The sequence below is a fragment of the Pseudomonas congelans genome, assembly GCF_900103225.1.
GTDB lineage: Bacteria > Pseudomonadota > Gammaproteobacteria > Pseudomonadales > Pseudomonadaceae > Aquipseudomonas > Aquipseudomonas congelans.
The window spans coordinates 1476279-1498511 of record NZ_FNJH01000001.1 but is presented as its reverse complement, the minus strand read 5'-3'; the positions used below and the strand labels follow the sequence as shown (position 1 = coordinate 1498511).

Annotated in this window: 17 protein-coding genes and 1 tRNA gene; 13 read left to right on the top strand and 5 right to left on the bottom strand. The window is 61.2% G+C overall.

Going from position 1 to position 22233, the window contains the following annotated elements:
* Position 1: 1 nt before the first annotated feature.
* Positions 2-676: a response regulator transcription factor gene (locus BLR20_RS06080; protein WP_054993824.1), complete on the top strand. Its 675-nt coding sequence runs from the start codon at positions 2-4 to the stop codon at positions 674-676.
* Between the two features lie 7 nt (positions 677-683).
* Here the strand turns inward: BLR20_RS06080 and BLR20_RS06075 are convergent, their stop codons facing one another.
* Together BLR20_RS06075 and BLR20_RS06070 are read right to left on the bottom strand one after the other, a co-directional pair.
* A complete protein-coding gene (locus tag BLR20_RS06075; RefSeq protein ID WP_010431886.1) occupies positions 684-1721 on the bottom strand; it encodes an AraC family transcriptional regulator in 1038 nt (345 codons plus the stop codon).
* A 9-nt stretch (positions 1722-1730) separates the two neighbouring features.
* Entirely contained in the window at positions 1731-2645 is a 915-nt protein-coding gene (locus BLR20_RS06070) for a GGDEF domain-containing protein (RefSeq protein ID WP_010431885.1), read from the bottom strand.
* Between the two features lie 557 nt (positions 2646-3202).
* On the opposite strand from BLR20_RS06070, the gene BLR20_RS06065 reads away from it, so the two are divergent.
* The 6 genes from BLR20_RS06065 to BLR20_RS06040 all read left to right on the top strand — a co-directional run bounded on the left by BLR20_RS06065 (position 3203) and on the right by BLR20_RS06040 (position 9975).
* Positions 3203-5719, top strand: coding sequence for a TonB-dependent receptor (locus tag BLR20_RS06065; protein ID WP_054993825.1), 2517 nt, complete (start codon positions 3203-3205; stop codon positions 5717-5719).
* Positions 5720-5756: 37 nt separating this feature from the next.
* Positions 5757-7691 (top strand): phytase, encoded by a 1935-nt coding sequence (locus BLR20_RS06060; protein ID WP_054993826.1) that lies wholly within the window; start codon positions 5757-5759, stop codon positions 7689-7691.
* Positions 7692-7746: 55 nt separating this feature from the next.
* Positions 7747-8457, top strand: a complete 711-nt coding sequence (gene tolQ, locus BLR20_RS06055) for a protein TolQ (RefSeq protein ID WP_032612611.1) — start codon at positions 7747-7749, stop codon at positions 8455-8457.
* A gap of 9 nt (positions 8458-8466) precedes the next feature.
* Positions 8467-8913, top strand: a complete 447-nt coding sequence (tolR, locus tag BLR20_RS06050) for a protein TolR (protein ID WP_032612613.1) — start codon at positions 8467-8469, stop codon at positions 8911-8913.
* Positions 8910-9770, top strand: a complete 861-nt coding sequence (locus tag BLR20_RS06045) for an energy transducer TonB (protein WP_054993827.1) — start codon at positions 8910-8912, stop codon at positions 9768-9770. The genes tolR and BLR20_RS06045 overlap by 4 nt, the downstream gene beginning before the upstream one ends.
* Before the next feature lie 129 nt (positions 9771-9899).
* Positions 9900-9975 (top strand) — tRNA-Asn (locus BLR20_RS06040).
* Between the two features lie 373 nt (positions 9976-10348).
* Here BLR20_RS06040 and mapR read toward each other — a convergent pair.
* Entirely contained in the window at positions 10349-11758 is a 1410-nt protein-coding gene (gene mapR, locus BLR20_RS06030; protein WP_032613009.1) for a GntR family transcriptional regulator MpaR, read from the bottom strand.
* 30 nt (positions 11759-11788) lie between these two features.
* Between mapR and BLR20_RS27725 the strand changes: the two genes are divergently transcribed.
* Together BLR20_RS27725 and BLR20_RS06025 are read left to right on the top strand one after the other, a co-directional pair.
* Positions 11789-11935, top strand: coding sequence for a hypothetical protein (locus BLR20_RS27725; protein ID WP_156357965.1), 147 nt, complete (start codon positions 11789-11791; stop codon positions 11933-11935).
* A 250-nt stretch (positions 11936-12185) separates the two neighbouring features.
* Positions 12186-13673 carry a SulP family inorganic anion transporter gene (locus BLR20_RS06025; RefSeq protein WP_032612617.1) on the top strand — a complete coding sequence of 496 codons (1488 nt, stop codon included), beginning with the start codon at positions 12186-12188 and terminating at the stop codon, positions 13671-13673.
* A gap of 23 nt (positions 13674-13696) precedes the next feature.
* On the opposite strand, the gene BLR20_RS06020 is transcribed toward BLR20_RS06025, so the two are convergent.
* Positions 13697-14872: a sensor histidine kinase gene (locus tag BLR20_RS06020; RefSeq protein ID WP_054993828.1), complete on the bottom strand. Its 1176-nt coding sequence runs from the start codon at positions 14870-14872 to the stop codon at positions 13697-13699.
* A 5-nt stretch (positions 14873-14877) separates the two neighbouring features.
* Positions 14878-15567 (bottom strand): response regulator, encoded by a 690-nt coding sequence (locus BLR20_RS06015; protein WP_054993829.1) that lies wholly within the window; start codon positions 15565-15567, stop codon positions 14878-14880.
* A 98-nt stretch (positions 15568-15665) separates the two neighbouring features.
* Between BLR20_RS06015 and BLR20_RS06010 the strand changes: the two genes are divergently transcribed.
* The 4 genes from BLR20_RS06010 to BLR20_RS05995 are packed head-to-tail and all read left to right on the top strand — an operon-like array spanning position 15666 to position 22221.
* The gene (locus tag BLR20_RS06010) at positions 15666-17153 is read left to right on the top strand and encodes an efflux transporter outer membrane subunit (RefSeq protein ID WP_054993830.1); all 1488 of its coding nucleotides are present in this window, start codon (positions 15666-15668) and stop codon (positions 17151-17153) included.
* A 19-nt stretch (positions 17154-17172) separates the two neighbouring features.
* Positions 17173-18021, top strand: a complete 849-nt coding sequence (locus tag BLR20_RS06005) for a MipA/OmpV family protein (protein WP_054993831.1) — start codon at positions 17173-17175, stop codon at positions 18019-18021.
* A 16-nt stretch (positions 18022-18037) separates the two neighbouring features.
* On the top strand, positions 18038-19171 hold the full coding sequence (locus tag BLR20_RS06000; RefSeq protein ID WP_054993832.1) for an efflux RND transporter periplasmic adaptor subunit: 1134 nt from the start codon (positions 18038-18040) through the stop codon (positions 19169-19171).
* Complete coding sequence (locus BLR20_RS05995) at positions 19168-22221, top strand: efflux RND transporter permease subunit (protein WP_054993833.1); 3054 nt, start codon at positions 19168-19170, stop codon at positions 22219-22221. The genes BLR20_RS06000 and BLR20_RS05995 overlap by 4 nt, the downstream gene beginning before the upstream one ends.
* Positions 22222-22233: the final 12 nt, after the last annotated feature.

The window sequence follows — 22233 nt, the reverse complement described above, 5'->3', positions numbered from 1 at the left end:
AATGAACATTCTGGTTATTGAAGACCACCGTGATATCCACGATAACCTTCTGGAATTCTTCGAGCTCAGGGGGCATGCGGTAGAAGGGGCGCTGGATGGCCTGAGCGGGCTGCATCTGGCCGCCTCGAAACGCTTCGATGCGATCATTCTCGACATCATGCTGCCAGGCATCGACGGCAATCAGATCTGTCACAGCCTGCGCCAGTACTCGAAGTCAGACGTCGCGATTGTGATGCTCAGCGCGCGCGATGAACTGGATGATCGGCTCACCGGTTTCAAGGTAGGGGCCGACGACTACATCACCAAGCCGTTTGCAATGTCCGAAGTGCTCGCCAGGGTAGACGCGATAGTCAGCCGGCGGCAGCGCAAGGACAACCGGATGATGGTGGTTGCCGACCTGCAGTTCGATCTGGACACCCTTGAGGTCACACGCAAAGGCGTGCCTTTGAAGCTCAACCCGACCAACATGAAACTGCTGGAACTGCTGATGCGCAGAAGCCCGCATATCGTCAAGCGAGGCGAGCTGGAAGAGGCGCTGTGGGGCCGTGACACCCCGAACAGCAGCAGCTTGCGCAGCAACATTCATGTCCTCAGGCGGGTACTCGACGGTGGGCAAGATACGCCGTTGCTGCATACGGCCCATGGCCTGGGCTACAAGCTGTGCGTGCAGCGCTGAGTCATGCTCATTCGAAGTTGAACAGGCGCTGGATCAGGGTAGGCGTACTGCCGGTCCAGCGTTTGAACGAACGGCGGAAATTGGCCGGATCGCTGAAGTTCAGGTAGTCCGCCACGGCTTCGTTACTCATGCCTTTGATCTGATACAGGTACAGCGCGACGTGCTTGCGCGCCAAATCGTGCTGCGCCTGAAAATGGGTACCGTGCTTGTGCAACTTGCGCTTCAGCGTGGCCGGGCTCATGGCAAAGGCGTGAGCGACCTGTTCCAGGCTGGTGGCCTGCCGCACATGGTCACGCAGGTGCTGGTGCAAGCGATCCAGCAGGCTGAACGACATGCCCAGCACTGCGAGTTGCCCGTCGGCTTCCTGTTGCGCAACCTGCACGGCGGTAGGGGAGGCGCCCGGCCAGGCATGGGTGAGGTAATGCCTGGGCAGGCGCATCATGTCCAGCGGGCGGCCAAATGCCGTATTTTCGCCCAGATGAACCCAGTACTGTTCGATGTAGCGTGGTTCTTCGTGACAGAAACTGCACTCCCACGGCAGACGCTCACCGCTCAGCAACTGACTCATCGCGACCAGTGCGGTCATGCCGGCTTCGAGCAGGAAGCGTTGCTGTTCACCTGCGCCACAACTGTCCAGCCAGTAGAGATAGGCGAACTGTTCGTCCAGCTCAAGACGCGGTATCAGCAGCGGGCTGAGCAGCGCTTGTTGGCGGATCAGTATCTCCAGCGCCTGATGCAGGTTTTGCGCATGACGCAGCGCGTGACTGGACGCGCCGTAGTGGCCGGGAAACAGTCGCTGGCCGAACAGGAAGCTGGTGTCGTCGGCTTCCATCTGACGTTGCGCGTTACCGATCAGGACGAAGAATTGCTGCGGACTGAGACGCGTCTTGCCCGCAACGATGTCCTCGTAGAACAGGCCGGTGCCTTTGAGCAGGCGATGGCTGTCAATGCCACGCGACAAGGCCAGGTCAATCAGCGTAGCCGGCTGGTAGTGGCCGGGGATGAAGCGGCTGTCGACTTCGTACCAGTCACTTTTAAGCGTCATGGCCGGCGCTCAGGCAGTGCAGGTCAGAGGGCGTCGGGCGCGGGCCAACGACAGATTGAGGCGGCGTAGCAGATTGTCCGGCGTTTCATTGAGTGCCATGACGACTGCCACACTGGCCGACAGATGAATGCGTTCGCCCTGTTGCCGGGTCTTGTGCGCCAGACTGGCAACCGCCTGCTGCAACTCCAGCGCCAGCAGCTTCGCCTGGCTTTCTCCGGTGTTGGGTAACAACACCACGAAGCGGTCGCCGGCCAGACGGCAGAGCAGGTCCTGGCGGCGCAGATTGAGCACCAGCAAGTGGCTGAGCGCTGATAGCACCTCATCGCCCTCGGCATGCCCGAAGGCATTGTTGATTGCGCTGAAACCATCTACGTCCAGTGCCAGCAGCGACAGCGGCTGCTGTTGGCAGACGCTCTGTTCCAGGCTGATCACCAGTTGGCGCTTCAGGTAGTCGGCGCTGCCCAGCGGGGTGAGTTTGTCGTACAGCCGATGCTCGCGGAAGCCGCGCTCGCGCTTTTCCATTTGTGCACTGATTGCCAGTTGCTCGCGATGCCAGTGGTAGATGCCCAGGGTCAACAGGATCAGACCGACCGGCATCGGGCCGGATTCCAGCCAGTGATCCCATTCGATCTCGGCGGGCAGGCGGATGAACTCGTCGAGCGCGTCGATCCACCACGAGAAGAATACGCAGCTCAGGCCGATCGACAGGTAATTGGTCACCCGGCCGGCCGGTCTGCTCTTGAACACCAGAAACAGCCAGACCAGCGACAGCAGGGCAGAGCCACCTTCACCGACGATGTCCAGCCACTGCCATTCGCTGACATGTTTGACGGTGCCGAATGCCAGAAACGCCAGCAGGCCGAGATTGGAGGCGACCATCAGCACGGCGAGTTTCCAGCGATGAGGTTGGATGATCCTGAACATGAGCAGACGGCTTCCGAGGTGCTGATTATCGGCCAGCAGAACAGATGCACATGACACTTCGGTGACGGGTAACGCGAACCGCGAAAGGTCGAATCAGCTCACGTGTGTTGCAGGTTTTTTCTACGCGACTGGCTTGTACGCCACCCCCGGATCAGTGACAGGGCGAAGGAATCCGACGAAGTCGGGCCGGAAACAGGAGCGGGGACTTTGCTCACTTTGGTCCTTCAAAGTGAGCCGCCGAGGGGCGAAAAGGTGACCTGAGTCGAACCCGAATCCACCTTATGTCGCAGAGCCGCTGTGTGACGCGGAGCGTCACGAACTGCATTCCCACGCGGAGCGTGGGGACGAGATTCACATACGCATACCTAGACGTCGGCTTTTCATACGCCGCCTGAAAGTCAAATCAGCTCATTTATCTGCCCGTTACCCCCTGAACCCGCTGTTTTCAGCTCCTGCGCCCGTTACCTGTCACAGAACCGTCACTGCACGACTCTAGCTTGCGCCTCCAGTTGCCGGGCCATTTGCCTGGCCTGTCGGGATTATGGGGGAGGACTTACATGCACAGGCGTCGCAGCAGGGCCCAACTGGTCGGTTTCACACTCAGCGCGCTGGCGTTTGCCATCAGCAGCGAACGCTTGCAGGCCGCCGAAGCCGATACCACCGAGCACGTGCAAGTGGTCGGGCAGGCCGCGAGCATCGACAACGCGCTCAAGGAGCAACGCAGCTCCGACAGCATCAAGAGCGTGGTGCATGCCGACGGTGTTGCGCAGTTACCGGACCAGAACGTCGCCGAAGCGGTGCAGCGCCTGCCGGGTGTCAGCGTCGAGCGCGATCAGGGCGAGGGGCGCTTTGTCACCGTTCGTGGCCTGGCCCCCGACCTGAACAGCGTGACCATCAACGGCACGATGGTACCCGCCCCGGAAAGTGATCGACGCGCCGTGGCACTGGATGTGCTGCCCGCCGAACTGGTGCAATCGCTGTCAGTGATCAAGACCCTGACCCCGGACATGGACGCCAATTCATTGGGGGGCACCATCGATGTCGAGAGCCTCTCGGCCTTCGACCACAAGGGCCTGTTCTACACCGGCAGCAGCGAAGCCAGCTACGACAAGAACACCCGTCAGACCAGCCCCAAGTTTTCCGGCGCGGCGAGCAACCGTTTCAGCCTCGGCGACGGCATCGACAACTTCGGTGTGGCGGCAGCGCTGAGCTGGCAGAAGCGTGACTTCGGCTCCGACAACGTCGAAACCGGCGGTGACTGGGATGGCGCGCGGCTGCAATCATTCGAACAGCGCGACTACGACATCAGCCGCGAGCGCGCCGGTGGCGGCCTGAACTTCGATTACCGGCCCGATGACGTCAGCAAGTATTACCTGCGCACCCTGTACAGCCGCTTCAAGGACAACGAAGTCCGTACCACCAACGGTTTCGAGTTTGCCGATGCGCAGAGCGCAGGGCAGACCGGCGATGCCGAGGGCACGCGCAAGCTCAAGGCGCGTACTGAAACCCAGGAAATCCAGTCCTACGTGTTCGGTGGCGAGCGCATGGTCGGCCTGTGGACCCTCAGCGGCCAGGCCGGTTACAGCCAATCCAGCGAAGACAGTCCAAGCCACATCGCAGGCGCCACGTTCGTCGGCAACGATGATTTTGCCGACAGCGGTTTCTATGACCGCGACAAGCCGCGGCCGATTGTCGGCTCCGCGTTCTACGACAACTCGAACTTCACCCTGGACAAGGTCGACCGGGAAAAGCAGTACACCCAGGACACCGAGAAGAACCTGCGCCTCGACCTGGCCCGCGATTACGATTTCAAGGGCTATGCCTCGCAGTTCAAGTTTGGCGGCAAGGTCAGCCGCCGCGACAAGAGCAACGACCTGGACGTCTGGAAATACGAGGATTTCGATGACCTGGGTTTCAGCGACCAGCAACTGAACCTGACGCAGTTCCAGAAAGGCAACATCGATTACCGGCTGGGCAATTTCGGCAGCGGCATCAGCCCCGGTGCGATCAAGGGGCTGATCGGTGGCCTCAACGCTGCTGACGCCTACGACGAGGCCGAAAGCCGCGCCAATGACTTCAAGATCAACGAAGACATCAACGCCGGTTACTTCATGAATACCCTGGATGTCGACAAGTGGCGCTTCATTGCCGGCCTGCGCTACGAAGGCACGGAAATGGACGCCAAGGGCACCGGTGTGCGTGATGGCGCGTTCGAGTCCAATACTACCAACCGTCGCTATCACCACTGGTTGCCGGGCCTGCATGCCCGTTATCAGATCGACAAGAGTACCCAACTGCGCGCTGCGTGGACCAAAACCGTGGTACGTCCCACGTTCGGGCAACTGGCACCGGGTTTTGTGATCGACGATGACGAAGCGTCTTTCGGTAACCCGAATCTCAAGCCGCTGGAGTCGAGCAACCTCGACCTGGGCATCGAACACTTCATGGGTCGCGCCGGCACGGTGTCGGCGTTCGTGTTCTACAAGGACATCCAGAATTTCGTCTACAACACTGACCTGGCGGGCACCGGGCAGTGGGCGAACTTCTCCGAAGCAAACACCTTTGCCAATGGCGACAAGGCCAAGCTGTATGGCCTGGAGCTGGCCTACTCGCAGAAGCTCGACTGGCTGCCTTCACCGTGGAACGGTTTGCTGCTGGGCGCCAACGCCACGCTGAGCCGCTCCGACGCGAGCATCAACGGTTTCGACCAGAGCACCGGCACCAATCGCACGCGCGATATCGACCTGCCCAGCCAGTCGAAAACCGTCGGCAACGTCATGCTCGGCTGGGAGAACGACAAGCTCAGTCTGCGTCTGTCCGCCAACTACAAGTCGGCCTACCTCTACGAGCTGGCGGCGATCGGCGACAAGGATCATGACCAGTACGTGGACGCGCAGACCTTCGTGGATTTCAGCGCGCGCTATTCACTGACGAAGAACCTCAAGGTCAGCTTCGAGGCGCAGAACCTCACCGATCAGCCGTATTTCGTCTACAGCGGCCATCGTGCCTACAACGGCCAGTACGAAGAGTACGGCCCGACTTACAAGGTCGGCCTGACCTTCACCCATTTCTGATCGAACTGAAGCGCTCATTCAAAGGATTCAACCGTTCATGATGATTTCGTTATCACCCAAGCCAGTGTGCCTGGCGCTGTTGCTGTGCCTGGCGGCCGGGGCTGCGCAGGCTTCGTCGCCGATGGACCTGAACCTGACGCGCTGGGCCGAAAATGCCTCGTTCAAGGCTCAGTCCGTCGCCTTCGTGCCGGGCAGCGACGGCAGTCGGCGTCTGGCCGCGAGCGTCAAGACAGGGCTGTTGCTGCTGGATGAACAGGGCCGCGAACTGGCAAAAATGCCGGGTTCATTTCAAGGGCTCGACAGCCGCTCAACGGGCGACAGCGTTCTGGTCGCGACGCTGGACAACGCGCGTCAACAGGCACTGCTGACCCAGCTCGATCCGGCGACGAGGCAGTGGTCGAAGCCGGTCTACCTGCCAGCACGCGACTACTCAGTGGCCGGTCTGTGTCTGTACCGCGATGACGCCAGCAACCTGTTTGTGTTCCTGGTGGGCGAAGAGGGCAAGGGCGAGCAATGGCTGATTGGTGCGAACAACCGGCTCAATGGCGAGCCGCGTCTGGTGCGCAATCTGCCGCTGCCTCCCAACGCCGAGTTTTGTCAGGTCGATGATGCCGCGCACAGGTTGTTCGTCAATGAAGCGAACATTGGCTGGTGGGCCTACCCGGCGCATCCCGAGGCCGACGTCGCCCGGCAGCCGGTGGCATTGCGCGAGCCGTTCGGCGAGCTGAAACAGGCCGCCGGAGCAATGGCCGTTGTGCCTGGCGGTCTGCTGGCGCTGGACCCGAAAGGCAAGGCATTGCATCTCTATCAACAGCAGGGCCAGGAACAGCAGGCAGCCTGGACGCCGGTGGCCGATCTGTCATTGATGAACCTGAAAAAGCCCGAAGGTCTCTCGGTGCATGAGGACAAGGGCGGTCTGCAGGTGCTGGTCAATGACAAGGACGGCGAGCGCCTGTATCTGGGGGCGCTGAACTGGACGCCCAAACCGGTCGCCGTTGCTGCGCCGCTGCCGAGTGTCATGCCCGCCAGCCAGAGCCAGCCGGTCGGGCGTCAGGGTGACGCTGCCGACGACCCGGCGATCTGGGTCAACCCGAAAAACCCGGCACTCAGCCGGGTGCTGGGCACCAACAAGAAGCAGGGTCTGCTGGCTTACGACCTGAGCGGCAAGCAGTTGCAGGAGCTGCCGGTCGGGCGTTTGAACAATGTCGATGTGCGCCCCGGTTTCATGCTGGGCAACAAGAACGTCGACCTGGCGGTGGCGAGTAATCGCGATCGCAACAGCCTCAGTCTGTTCAGCATCGACCGGGCCAGCGGCACGCTTCGTGAGGCGGGGGAAATTGCCACGCCTTTGGCGGAAATCTACGGCGTCTGCCTGTTCAAGCCCGCCAGTGGCGAGCTGTATGCCTTCGCCAACGGCAAGGACGGCAGCTTTCTCCAGTACCGGCTCAGCGCGCCGGACGGCAAGGCGAAAGGCGAGCTGGTACGCCGCTTCAAGGTCGAAACCCAGCCGGAAGGCTGCGTGGCCGATGATCAGCGTCAGCGCCTGTTTCTCGGTGAAGAAGACGTTGGCGTCTGGGAAGTCGATGCGCGGGCGGATCAGCCTGCGACGCTGTCCAGCGTGATCAAGGTGGGTGAAGTGGTGCACGCCGATGTCGAGGGGCTGGCGCTGTACCAGAGTGATGGCCACGACTATCTGCTGATCTCCAGTCAGGGCAACGACAGCTATGTGGTGGTGGATGCCGAGCCGCCCTATGCACTGCGCGGTGCTTTTCGGGTCGGCCTCAATGAGAAGGCGGGGATCGACGGCACCTCGGAAACCGACGGCATCGAAGTGACCGCCATGAACCTCGGCGGCCCCTGGAGCAAAGGCATGCTGGTGGTTCAGGACGGACGCAAGCGCATGCCCGAACAGGCACAGAATTTCAAGTTCGTGCCGTGGGCCGAGGTGATGAAGACCTTGAAGCTGCCGTAAGTCGTTTGTCATCAAGCGGTGCTAATCATTCGTTCCATTACAGAGGACTACCCCGATGCACGCCACTCTCGAACACATGACCATCTGGGGTCTGATCAGCGATGCCAGCCTGCTGGTCAAGGCCGTGATGCTGATTTTGCTGCTTGCCTCGCTGGTCAGCTGGTTCCTGATCATCCAGCGCAGTCTCGCCCTGCGTCACTACGAGCGCTCAATGGATGCCTTTCAGCAACGCTTTCGCAGCGCCGCCGAGCTGGCGCCGCTGCAGGCCCAGGCATCCTCTGAGCAGCGCGACGCTGGCGGAATCGGAGAGGTCTTCGCGGCGGGTTACGCCGAGTACCTGCAGCTCAAGCAGCGGCCGGGCATCGAGCCTGACGTGGTGCTTTCCGGCGTCGAACGCTCGCTGCAGGTCGCCATCAGTGAGCAAGAGCTGCAATTGGAAAAAGGCCTGCAGTTTCTCGCCACGGTAGGCTCGGTCAGTCCGTATATCGGCTTGTTCGGCACCGTCTGGGGGATCATGAACTCTTTCATCGGCCTGTCGCAGGTGCAGCAGGCCACGCTGTCGACGGTCGCGCCGGGGATTGCCGAAGCGCTGATCGCCACCGCCATCGGCCTGTTCGCGGCCATTCCGGCAGTAATCGCCTACAACCGCTTTGCCGCGCGTGGCCAGACCCTCACGGCGCGTTACTACAGCTTTGGCAACGAACTGCAGGTGCGCCTGAATCGCACCCTGCAGGGCCTGACACGCAACATGGCCGCTGCGGCCTGAGGACTTGTCATGCTGGTCAAACCGCAACGCAAACATGGCCCGAAGGCCGAAATGAATGTCGTGCCTTACATCGACGTGATGCTGGTGCTGCTGGTGATTTTCATGGTGACGGCGCCGATGCTCACCCAGGGCGTGAAAATCGAGTTGCCGAAAGTCGCCAGCGAAGCGCTCGTCACCGACACCCGGCAACGCATAGTGACCCTGTCCGTCAAGGCGCAGGGCGGCTACTACTGGAACCTGGGCGATACCGTCGACACTCAGGCGCAGACCGATCAGGCCGCGAGCCTGGAAGACATGCAGGCGCGCATTGCCCGACTGGTGGCCGAGCGCAACGACACGCAAGTGTTCATCCGCGCGGATGACAAGGCCGATTATGGTCGGGTGGTCGCGGCCATGGCGGCGCTGCAACGCGGTGGTGTGACGCAATTGGGGCTGGTGACCGAGGCGCCGCAATGAACACCCTGACCCTCGACTATGACCCGCCGCGCCGCGAATGGATGAACGTGCCCTGGCTGCGCAGCAATGGCCTCGCGGCAGCGGTCGCGCTGGCTTTGCATGGCGCGCTGTTGAGCGGTCTGATGCTTGGCTGGAGCGCCAGTGAAAAGCCGCCCGAACAGATCAGAACCCTGACCACCCAATTACTGATCCTGCCGCCAGCACCAGCACCCGCGCCTGAGCCGGTTCCAGTAGCGGCGGCACCGGTAACCGAGCCTGTTCAGATGCCGTCACCGCCACCTGCACAGGCATCGTTGCCGGTCAGCAAACCGGTCGAAGTCGCGCAACCGCAGGCAGCGCCGCAGCGTCAACCCGAACAGGCTGCATTGGCCCGCAAGCGCGTCGAAGAACAAAAGCGTGAGCGCGAGCAACTGCAGAATGCCCAACGCCTGCGCGAGGCCGAGCAGCGCAAGCAACAGGAACAGCAATTGGCCGAACAGCAACGTCAGCAGATCGAGCAGCAGCGTCAGGCTGAACAGGCGCGCCAGTCCGCCGAGCGTGCCCGCCTTGCGCAACAGTCAGCACAGCAACAGGCTGCCGCCGCCGACAGCAGCCAGTATCAGCCTTTAAGCAAGGAGGCCCCGGACTATCCCGAACGGGCACTGGACAAGGGCATCGAGGGTGATTGCACGGTGGTCTACGATGTGTCGCCGCAAGGCACAGTGGTCAACCCGCAAGTGCAGGGCGCCTGCCACCCGTTGTTCATGCGCCCGTCACTGGCCGCAGCGCAGACCTTTCGTTATCAGCCAAGGATTGTCGAGGGCAGGGCAGTGACAGTGTCCGGGGTGAAGAACACCTTTCACTACCGGATCAAGTAGGCAACCTTGTGTTGCAGGCAGTCTTCCGAACTGTGCCCTGCCTGGCCGGAAATGGTATACGGATGAACGAGCAGGATTTTTTTTCGCTCTGCTTGACTTCCTTTTCCGAATCAGTAACATAGCGCTCATTCCGCGATAGCTCAGTTGGTAGAGCAAGTGACTGTTAATCACTGGGTCCCTGGTTCGAGTCCAGGTCGTGGAGCCAGACGATACTTCAAAGGCGATGTGCAAGGCCTTTGAACAAGAAAAAACCCGCCTTATGGCGGGTTTTTTCGTTTTGGCGCTAAGGCGACGCGGGTTCAGCCTTCCTGGCTTGCGGCGCTTCAATACGGCGAAATAGTCCCCAGCAAGCCGACCGCGATTGCCAGCAATAAAAAACCTATCAAAGAAAGTCCGAGCTTGCCCATGAGCGTCTCCTGCTGATCGATCTGTCTGTAACGAGCCGCAGGCTTCGCTTCTGGCGGGTGACCTGCGCGTTTGAATACGCCGCCATTATCGTGTTCGAACGGATTCTGGTACAGATTCAGAAACAGCTTAAAAATACGGATCAGTTGTTGTTGTGCGGGGCATTAAAACGCTCAGAACGACGCGAGGATACGCCCCAGCATCGCCATGGCCTGCTCACTGCGTTCATCCCAGGGCGTGCCGTAGTTCAGGCGCGCGCAATTCTTGAAGCGTCGCGACGCGGAAAAGATCGGGCCGGGTGCCAGGCTGATGCCCTGTGCGAGCGCGAGTTGAAAGAGCTGCAGCGAATCAACCTGCTCAGGGAATTCGAACCACAGAAAGTAGCCGCCGACGGGGCGGGTGACGCGCGTCGCTGCCGGGAAATAACGGGCGGCAGCGGCGAGCATCGCGCCTTGTTGCAGTTCGAGGGTGTCGCGCAGTTTACGCAGATGGCGGTCATAGCCGCCGTGTTTCAGGTAGTCGGCGAGCGCCGCCTGGGCAGGGACCGAAGGGGAGAGGGTGGTCATGAGCTTGAGGCGGTCAATCTGCTCGGTGTAACGCCCGCCTGCCACCCAGCCGACCCGATAGCCGGGCGCGAGGGTCTTGGAAAACGAGCTGCAGTGCATCACCAGCCCGCTGCGGTCCAGGCTTTTCACCGGATGAGGCGCCTTGGCACCGTAATACAGTTCGGCGTACACATCGTCCTCGATCAGCGGGATTTGATGCTGTTCCAGCAGGTCGTAGAGCCTGGTCCTGTTCTCCTGAGTCATGCTCGCGCCCAGTGGGTTCTGGAAGCTGCTCATGAACCAGCAAGCCTTGATCGGCAGGCGCGTCAGGCTGTCCTGCAGCGAATCCAGATCCACCCCGTCACGCGGATGCACGGGAATTTCGACGGCTTTGAGCTTCAGGCGCTCCAGCACCTGAAGGCAGGCATAGAACGCCGGCGCTTCGATGGCGACCAGGTCGCCGGGCTCGGTGACGCACTGCAGGCACAGGTTCAGGGCTTCCATCGCGCCATTGGTAATGACCAGTTCGTCAGCCGGCAAGCGCACGCCACTGATCATGTAGCGCAGGGCGATCTGTCGGCGCAGTTCGGGGTTTCCGGTGGTCATGTCGCTGACGATGCCCGCAGGCGTCAGCGCACGCACAGCTGAAGCCATCGACTTCGCCAGGCTCGCCAGCGGATACAGATGCGGGCTGGGAAACGCCGAGCCAAACGGCACAGTGTCCGGATCCTTGAGCGAGCCGAGCACTGAAAAGATCAAGTCGCTGACGCCCAGTTCGGTGCCTTCGCTGCTGTGTCTGATCAGTTCCGGTTCGGTCAGTGCATTGGCGGCATGCTCGCGCACGTAATACCCGGAGCGTGCACGGGCCTGAATCAGCCCCTTGTCTTCCAGCAGGTAATAGGCCTTGAAGACCGTCGCAGGGCTGACTGACCAGGTGCGACTCGCGACCCTTACGGACGGGACTTTTTCCCCGGCGGGCAGGACGCCGCTGCGAATCATTTCCGAGATGTCGGCGGCGAATTTTTCGTAGCGTTTCATAAGCGGCATCGAATGAACAAGGCCTGCATCATGAGCGAAATCAGTGATGACGAACAGAAAAAAGACATCTGTAAAAAACAGTATCAGATGCTTTTTCAGATGTTTTGGAGTGTTGCGCCATCCGTCACTCAGGCCGTTCGGGGCGATGGCGTGCGCTTGAATCACTCAAACGGATAGGTCTATGATGCCAGCGCCTTGCGACCCATCGAAGGAAACAGACGTGTCCCGTTCCAACTGGCTGCCTACGCCGCCTTAGCGCTACGCCCCCCTCGCAACACCTGACTGCCATCTTGCTGCAGTCGCCCGTTGCTGCGCCCGTTTTTTGGTCGCCGCCACTCCCACTCTGACTCATTAATCGAAAACCGATGCTCCTGCTCGTCCGGCAATCGCTGCCGTGCGTCTTGCTGCGTCTGTCACAGGTATTCCCATGCTCGAAAAAATCAAAGCTACGTGGTTTTCCAACGTCCGTGCCGATGTACTGGCCGGGCTGGTTGTTGCATTGGCCCTTATTCCAGAGGCCATCGCGTTCTCCATCATCACCGGTGTAGACCCGAAAGTCGGGCTTTACGCGTCGTTCTGTATCTGCGTGGTCATCGCTTTCGTGGGCGGACGCCCGGCGATGATTTCTGCGGCTACGGGTGCGATGGCCCTGCTGATGGTGAATCTGGTCAAAGAGCACGGACTTCAGTATCTGCTGGCTGCCACCTTGCTCTGCGGCGTGTTGCAGATCATCGCCGGCTATCTGCGCCTGGGTGAGTTGATGCGCTTCGTTTCACGCTCGGTGGTCACCGGATTCGTGAACGCACTGGCAATTCTGATCTTCATGGCCCAGTTGCCGGAATTGACCCATGTGACCTGGCCGGTGTACGCCATGACCGCCGCGGGCCTGGCAATCATCTACCTGTTCCCGCGCGTGCCGGTGCTGGGCAAGCTGCTGCCGTCGCCGCTGGTGTGCATTCTGGTGCTCACCGCAATTTCCATTTACATGGGGCTTGATGTACGAACCGTGGGTGACATGGGCGCAATGCCCGACAGCCTGCCGACCTTCATGTGGCCGGACGTCGCGCTCAACCTCGACACGCTGTTGATCATTCTGCCGTATTCCGCCGCACTGGCCGTGGTGGGCCTACTGGAGTCGATGATGACCGCCACCATCGTCGATGACCTGACCGATACCTCCAGTGACAGAAACCGTGAGTGCAAAGGGCAGGGCATTGCCAATATCGCCACGGGGCTGATCGGTGGCATGGCCGGTTGCGCCATGATCGGCCAGTCGATGATCAACGTGAAGTCTGGCGGCAGAACACGCCTCTCAACCCTCAGCGCGGGTTTGCTGCTGTTGATAATGATGCTGTTTCTGGGCGAATGGCTGGCGCGTATCCCCATGGCGGCGCTGGTGGCGGTGATGATCATGGTGTCGATCAGCACCTTCAGTTGGGGATCGATCCGCAACCTCAAGGAATACCCGCTCTCTACCAACATCGTGATGGTGGTCACCGTGGTGGTGGTCGTGGCTACCCACAACCTTGCCTATGGTGTGCTGGTCGGTTCTCTGCTGGCCTCGATGTTCTTTGCCAGCAAGATCGCTCACTTCCTTGACGTCACGTCGCATCGTGATCCCTTCCACAGCCATCGCACCTACTACGTGACCGGCCAGGTATTCTTCGCCTCCGCTGACCGTTTCATGGGCTCATTCGACCTGCGCGAAAGCCTCGAGACACTGGTCATCGATCTGCGCGAGGCGCATTTCTGGGACATCACCGCTGTTGCCGCACTGGACAAGGTGGTGTTGAAACTGAGAAAGGCGGGCATCAGCGTGGACGTTATCGGTATGAACCGGGCCACCGCCACACTGGTGGACCGGTTTGGTGTGCATGACAAGCCGGACGGCATCGATTCGTTGATGGGGCACTGATCTGCCGGGCCGGGCAGGCAGGCTCAGCCCGGAATCTCCAGGCGGATGACGGATCCTCCGCCTGGCCTGTTGCGTACCTCGATAGTGCCGTCATGCTCGAGGCAAATGGCTCTGGCGATGGACAGGCCCAGGCCGCTGCCTCCCGAATAGCGCGCCCGCGAACGTTCGGCACGCCAGAAACGGTCGAACACCTGTTCGAGGTTCTCCGGGCCGAAGCCGGGCCCGCGGTCCGAGACGGTCAGTTCCATGCGCCCTGCGCTGGCCCTGCCGACTATCAGCAGCTCACCACCCGTTGCCGAATAACGCAGTGCGTTATCGACGAGAATATTCACCACCTGGCCGATCCGGTCACGGTCGGCGTTGACGGTCAGTTTCCGCGGGATATCGATCGTCACGACGACACCGGCCTCATCGAGCGGCGTGGCAAACCAGCCCAGACGTTCGACCACCAGCTTCTCAAGGGAAAACTCCGTCTTGTCCAGGGTCAACTGACCTGCGCTGGCGAGCGAGAGCAGATGCAGATCACTTACCAGTTTGTTCAACTGGCCGAGCTGACGGTGGACCATTTCCAGTTGTGCCAGATCACGCGGGAACACTTCGTCGATCATGCCCTGTATGCGTCCCATCGCGGCGTTCAGTGGCGTGCGCAGCTCATGAGCGATCATTGCGCTGGATTCGCTGACTTCCAGTTCGTAGCGGCCGAGCTGGGTGGTCATGGTGTTGAAGTCGCTGACCAGCGCCTGTAATTCGTCCGGGTCTTTGGCGCTCATCGGCAGGCGCGTCTTGAAGTCACCCTGGGCGACCTGACGTGCGCCTCTGGCAATCGAGGAGAACTGGCTGGAAAGCGGACGGGAAAACAGAAAGCCGAAGAATATGATGATCGGGATCGCGATCAACACCAGCGCTGCCAGCACCCACCATTCCTTGTTGGCAATGCCCGGCAGCAGGTTTTCGATCGGGTAATACGCGAAGAACAGTTCGCGCAGCTTGACCATGTCCAGGCTGGGTTCGGCCTGCAGTCGCAGGAACTCCATGCGCACCTCGGCCGGCATTGCCTGCAGGGTGAGCCAGTCAGATACCGTGACGTGCAGCCACATGCAAAACGCGATGACGATGACCGCACCGACGGCCAGCATGCTCATGCGCATGCCGACCCAGTGCCACAACGGTTTTTGTCTGTGCCTGAAAATATGTCGCATGGGGATCACCTGAATCGATAGCCGACCGAACGCACGGTGACCAGCACGTTTTCCACGCCATGGATCTCCAGTTTGCGTCGCAGGTTATGCACATGCGCATCGACAACCCTGGCCAGCGCCTCGCTGTCGGGAAGGCAGATTTCCAGGAGCTCTTCGCGAGTGAAAGCCTTGGACGGCGTTTTCAGCAGCGTTGAAAGGATCTTGAACTCGGTAGGTGTCAGGTCGAGCACGGTCTCTGCGTCATCCTGACCTTCAATGATCGCGGTGACCGCATCCAGATCCACCAGCAGGTTCTGGTAGCGCAGATGGCGCTCGTTGGTGCCGTTCTGCTGCGAGCGCCGCAGAACCGCATGCACGCGGGCCACTACTTCCCGCGGGTTGTAGGGCTTGACCACATAGTCATCGGCCCCATAGCGCAAGGCACCGAGTTTTTCCGGTTCGTCGCCCATGGCGGTGACCATGATCACCGGCGTGTCGCTGCAGCGCCGGACTGCCGAGAGCACGTCCGTGCCGCTGACAAGCGGCAGCATGACGTCCAGCAGAATCAGGTCGGGTTTCCATTGGCGGTGCATATCGATACCGCGCTGACCGTTTTCGGCCAGACCGACATTGAAACCGTCACGACGCAGGTAAGCCTCAAGAATGCTGGCACTGTCGGCATCGTCTTCAACGATAAGAATGCGTTTTCCTGACACGAGAGCGCCTCTTGATCAAATCTTGATAATTCACGAACGGTTTGTTGAAAGTCGACGTTCAGGATGGTGTCCAGAGCCCACTGTCGCGGACAGATCCTATGCCGATGAGTACACCGCTGTCCAAGCGTATCCGCAACCGCCGCTGGCGTTGCCTGGCCATGCTGGCCAGCCTGATTGTTTCGGGCTGCTCGTTGATACCGGCCTATCAGCGTCCGGTGTTGCCGGTTCCGGTCGATCAGGCGTCCGCTGTGGTCCCCGCCTCGAATACCTCCACCGCCCTGGTGCTCAGCGCCGACGAAGAAGCGCTGGCCGGCGAGTTGTCGCCAAAGGGCGAGCTGCGCCGGTTGCTGCAATCGGCCCTGGCGTTCAATCGCGACTTTCGTGTGGCGGTGCTGCGTGTGGAGGAGGCCAGGGCAATGCGCGGCATCACCCGTGCCGATCGCTTTCCGACCCTTGCTGCAGGTGTCGAGCGCGACCGTCAGCACTTCGATAATGCGGCGGCCGACGAGCGTTATGGTCAGGACATTTCCATAGCGTCGGTGGGTGTCTCTGACTTTGAACTGGATTTCTTCGGACGCGTGCGCAGCCTGTCAGAAGCAGCGCGGCACGATTATCTGGCCAGCACCTTTGGCCAGCAGGCGGCACGCAGTGCGCTGATTGCCGAAGTCGCCCGCGCCTGGCTGGCCGAGCGTCTGGCCGCTGCCGTGCAGCAGGACGCGCAGGCAGTTCAAGAGGCCCGGCTGATGCTGGTCAAGGCGGCCGAAGAGCAGCAGCGTCAAGGTGCAATTTCGCAGGACGATCTGCTGGTTCAGCGCCTGGACACCCTGACTGCGCAACAGCAGGTACAGGATGCGGTAAGCGATCACGCCAACGCGTCGCAGGCCTTGTTGTTGCTCACCGGCTATTCGACAGCATTGCCCGCTACTACGCCAGAAGCTGCTACGCAGGACATGCCTGTGCTGACCGCCGCGCTGGTCGAGACGCCGGCCTGGCTGTCGAATCTGCCGTCTCAGCGTCTGCTAGAACGCTTTGACATCCGGCAGCGCGAAGAAGCCCTCAAGGCCAGTAATGCCAACATCGGTGCTGCCCGTGCGGCGTTCTTTCCGTCGATAAAACTCAGTACCGGCGTTGGCTTGCAGAGCGACAGCCTGCGCACTTTGTTCAGCAACGGCAGCGGTGCCTGGCTGTTCACCCCGCAATTGAATCTACCGCTGTTCGACGGCGGGCGTAATCAGGCCAACCTGGATCTTGCCAAGGTGCGCCAGCAGATCGCGGTCGCCGAGTATGAAAAGGCTGTGCAGAACGCCTTCCGTGAAATGTCCGCTGTGCTGACCCGCCGTCAGCAGGCCCTGAACCATGTGCGCAACGAGGTCGAGCGGGTTGCGCTGGTCCAGGAAAAAGTGCGGCGCCTGTCCTTTGAGCTTGATGCGGGCGCCGCCGAGCGCACTGCACTGCTGGTTTCCACTGTCCGTATCGCCGAAGCCGACGCAGCCGCTCGCAAGTCTCTCGATGCGCTGCAGCAAAACCGCATCGATCTGTTTCGAGTACTGCGCGGATCAGAACCGACAACCCCACCCCAATCCTGAATGAAACCGGAGTATTCCCATGAGCCCTGCAATCTCTCGTACTCACCTGCGGTCTGCGCTGCTTAAACCTGTGCTGACCGTATTGATCACCTCTGCGGCCATGACCCTGGTCGGTCAGGCCTTTGCCCAGGACAGCACTGCTGCAAGCCAGTCGGTTCTGGGTGACAGGTTCAACGTCAATTTCGGGCTCGGCATGGCCGTGCTGCCGCGCTACATGGGGGCCGATGAATACCGCAGCCAGGTGGTGCCCATGCTGACGGTCCAGCGGGGCATCTTTTTCGCCGACACTACGCGCGGTCTGGGGCTGCAATGGCAGTCGGATTCCGGGTTCGGTGCCAGCGCCGCACTCAATTACGATTTCGGCCGCACCGAGAAAAACAGCACGAATCGGCCTGGGTCCAATGAGCTGAGAGGGATGGGGATGGTCAAGGGCGCGACCGTTGGCGACTTCATGGTTTCTCAGCAGCTCATGCCGTGGCTGTCCGTCAGTGCCGAGGCCGAACTGCGGGTGGCTGGCGAACAACGTGGCAATCGCTACCGGTTGGGTTTCGAGGGCATCGCCTACCACAGCCAGACCGATACGGTGACCCTCGACGTCGATGCGCACGCAGGTGACGGTCGTTACAACCAGACCTATTTCGGCGTCAGCCCGATCCAGAGTCAGCGCACCGGCTTTTCCAGGTTCACCGCAGACAGCGGCATTTACGCGTACTCGGCGGCACTCGCCTGGCAGCATACCTTCGACGCCCACTGGTCGACCGTCGCAAGCGTCGGGGTGACGCACTACACCGACCAGACCCGTGGCAGCCCGCTGGTCGAGACCGATGCCGAAGGCAGTGGCCTAATTGCCTTGAATTACGCTTTCTGAAGGGTTGAAGCCTGCCATGCGATTGAATCCTGATGCTTTTCCTGCTCTACGGCGTTGTGTGTCACGCGCTTGCAGCGTCGTGCTGATCACTCTGATGATCGGTGGCTGCGGCGAAAAACAGACAGTCAGTGTTTCGCCTGTCCGGGCGGTCAAGGTTGAGGCGGTACGGGCAGGAGAGGGCGCTGCGTTGCGCTTCATCGGCACTGTTCGAGAGCAGGAGCGCGCCAGTCTGGCGTTTGAATCGGCAGGCACCCTCACAGAGCTGCGGGTCGACATTGGCGATAGCATCAAGCAGGGCCAGGTGCTCGCCCGTCTTGATCCGCAGCCTGCCCAATTGCGCCTGCAGGAGGCGCAGGCCGCTTTGCGTCTGGCCCGGGCTCAGGCGCTGGAGCGCCAGCGTAACGTCCAGCGTCAGCAAAACCTGCTCGCCGCGGGCAGTGTCGCCCAGAGCGTGGTCGAGTCGGCCCAGTCGTCCAGTGAACAAGCCAGCGCCGAGATGATCCGCACGCAAGCCGAGCTGGACCTTGCCCGTCGCGAACTGGATCGCACCCGGTTGATCGCCCCCTTTGCCGGGCGCGTGGTGGCGCGCCATGCGCAACCGCAGAGCCTGTTGCCTGCCGGGCAGATGGTGCTGGATGTCGAATCCGCTGCAGAGCAACAAGTGGTGGCAGCTATTCCGCTGGCACTTGCCGAGTCGCTTCAGCCTGGCGACCTCGCCAGAGCCTCGAATACCGCAGACGGAACGGCAGGGTTTGATCTCGTGCTGGAGGGCATTTCGCCCCGAGCCGATGACGGGCTGGTCAGAACGGCTGTGTTTCGAGTGCTGCGGCCTGTCGGCAGGCTGCCCAGTGGCGTCACGCTGCTTGTCCAGATGCGTCCAGAGGCCGACGCACAGTCGCTATCGGTTCCGGTTCAAGCACTATGGATGGGGACCAGCAGTCACGTTGCCGACGTCTTCGTTTACCAGCCGGGAGGAACAGTCGCCGTCCGCTCCGTCACGCTGGGTCCGCTCAGAGAGGGCCGGGCACTGGTCGTCAGCGGGCTGGTCGCCGGTGAGCAGGTCGTCACTGCCGGCGCCGCCTTTCTGCAGGACGGTCAGCCCGTCAAATTGTTCCATTCAGATACTCGCCTGACCGGTGGCGCGCAATGAGCCTTACCTCCCGCGCCATGGGCGCAAGCCGTTTGACCCTGTTTGCCGCCTTGCTGATTTTGCTGGCCGGTGTCGCGACCTTTCTGAGCTTTCCTTCTCAGGAAGAGCCGTCGGTGACCGTTCGCGACGCACTGGTCAGTGTGTCTCTGGACGGGCTGTCCGCAGAGCGCACCGAGGAGCTGCTGGCCAGGCCGCTCGAAGAGCGTATCCGTGAACTGGCCGAGATCAAGAACGTGCTCACCACGGTCCAGCCTGGCCGAGTGATCGTGCAGGTCACGGCGTATGACAACGTCAAGGATCTTGGGCTGCTGTGGCAACGGCTCCGCGCGAAGGTGAACGAAACGAGCGGTGGTTTTCCGCCCGGCACCCAAGGGCCTTTTGTCGATGATGATTTCGGTCGTGTGGCCGTGGCTTCGGTCGCGCTGACCGCACCGGGGTTCACCATGGGCGAGATGCGCGGGCCGATCAAGCGCTTGCGCAATCAGCTCTATGCGCTCAAAGGGGTCGATCAGGTCCAGTTGTATGGCCTGCAGGATGAACGCATCTACCTTGACTTCGAGCACCAGATGCTGGCCGCAGCCGGGCTTTCCCCGCAACAGCTGCTTCAGCAACTGCAAGCCCGCAACCTGATCGCGACGGGGGGCAATCCGGTCATCGGACAGCAGAGCACTACGCTTTCGATCAGTGGCGAGGTGCTTTCGCTGGAGCAGCTTCGTCAGTTCCCGGTGCAGTTGCCCGGTGGTCGGAAGGTCGCGCTGCAGGACCTGGCCAGGGTATCGGTGAGCCCTGCCGACCCTCCGCAAACCGAAGCGATCTACCAGGGACAGGATGCTGTGGTACTGGCCGTTTCGATGCAGCCAGGCCTCAATGTGCAAACCTTCGGTGCCGCCCTGCGCAAACGGCTCGGCGAGCTGGAGCAGCAACTTCCCACCGGCTTTACCTTGCATGTCGTGACCTTCCAGTCCAGCGTGGTCGAGCACGAGATGAGCAAGATGTATCACGTCATGGCCGAGACGGTGGTGATCGTGATGTGCGTGGTCATGCTGTTTCTGGGCTGGCGCACCGGCCTGGTGGTCGGTGTGATTGTGCCCTTGACCATCCTCAGTACGCTGCTGGTCATGCGCGCGCTGGGAATCGAGCTGCAGACGGTATCGATTGCCGCGATCATCCTCGCCCTGGGGTTACTGGTGGACAACGGCATTGTCATCGCCGAAGACATCGAGCGCCGCCTGCATGCCGGGGAGGATCGGCGGCGCGCCTGTGAGGAGGCAGGGCGCACCTTGATGATCCCGCTGCTGACCTCTTCACTGGTCATCGTGCTGGCGTTTTCGCCCTTCTTTCTGGGGCAGACCAGCACCAACGAATACCTGCGTTCGCTGGCGGTTGTGCTCGCCACCACGCTGATCAGCTCCTGGCTGCTCAGCGTCACGGTGACGCCGCTGTTGTGCTTCTACTTCGCCAGGGTGCCGGCCGTTACAGCGTCAGCGAATGATGCCGATGAGTATGCCTCGGTGTTCTACCGTGGCTACCGCAAGGTCATCGAGGGGTTGCTGAATCATTCGCTGATCTTCATTGCCTGCATGATGGGGTTGCTGGCGTTGGCGGTCGTGGTGCTGACCCGGGTGCCGTACGATTTTCTGCCGAAGTCGGACCGCATGCAGTTCCAGATCCCGCTGGTGCTGGAGCCCGGCAGCAGCTCGCGTGACACGTCGCGGGCGGTGCGCGATATCAGCCAGTGGCTGAGCAGCGATCAGGATGTGGAACACAGCATTGGTTATGTCGCCAGTGGCGGGCCGAGAATCGTGCTTGGCCTCAATCCGCCGTTGCCCGCGCCGAATATCGCGTACTTCACTGTCAGTGTCCGCGAAGGCGCGAATCTCGATGCGGTGATTGAGCGCGCACGGCAGTTTATTCTTACGCAGCACCCCGAAATCGAAGCGCAGCCCAAACGATTCTCGATGGGCACCACTGAGGCGGGAATTGCGGTCTACCGGGTCATCGGTCCCGACGAGAACGTGCTGCGCGGTATTGCCCGGCAGATCGAGCAGGCTTTGTCGGCGTTGCCCGGAACCCTGGATGTCCACGATGACTGGCGCACCCGATTGCTGCGTTACGACGTTGTTGTCGATCCTTACAAGGCCCTGCAGGCCGGTGTTGCCACTCAGGACATTGCCCAGGCTCTGCAACTGCGAAACAGCGGGTTATCCGTGTCGTCGCTGCAGGATGGCGATACTGCTGTCGCGATTGTGGCTCGCGAGCAGAGTACGCTGAGCAAGCCGGGCAGTGATCTGGACAGCACTTTGATTTACCCGGCCTCCGGGGGCGCGCCGTTGATGTTGTCGGCCATTGCCACTGTCGAACCCAGGGCCGAGGCATCGACGCTGCAGCGGCGTAATCTGCAACGTGCGATTACGGTGGTTGGACACAATCCGTCAATGACGGCGACCTCGATCGTCGAGCAGTTGGCGCCGCAGATAGCGGCAATCAGCCTGCCGGCGGGTTACCACATCGAACCGGGTGGCGAAATAGAAGACTCGGCCGAAGCCAATCAGGCGCTGCTGCAATACATGCCGCACGCACTGGTCGCGATGCTGTTGCTGTTCGTCTGGCAGTTCAATTCGTTCCGCAAGCTGCTGATCGTCGTCTCCAGCGTGCCCTTCGTGCTGATCGGCGTGGCGCTGGCATTGGTGCTGACGGGCTATCCGTTCGGCTTCATGGCCACCTTCGGGCTGCTGTCGCTGGCCGGCATCATCGTCAACAATGCCGTGCTGCTGCTCGAACGTATCGAGGTTGAACGCGAGCAAGGCCTGGCGGTGCGTGACGCCGTCGTCAATGCCGCGATCAAGCGCTTGCGGCCGATCGTGATGACCAAGCTGACCTGCATCATCGGGCTGGTGCCGCTGATGCTGTTTGCCGGTCCGCTCTGGGAGGGCATGGCGATCACCATCATGGGTGGCCTTGCGTTGGGTACGCTGGTGACCCTGGGCCTGATTCCGATCCTCTACGCGCTGCTGTTCGACCGCTTCGAGCGCTGGCGCAAGGCGAGCTGAGCCATGACGGCC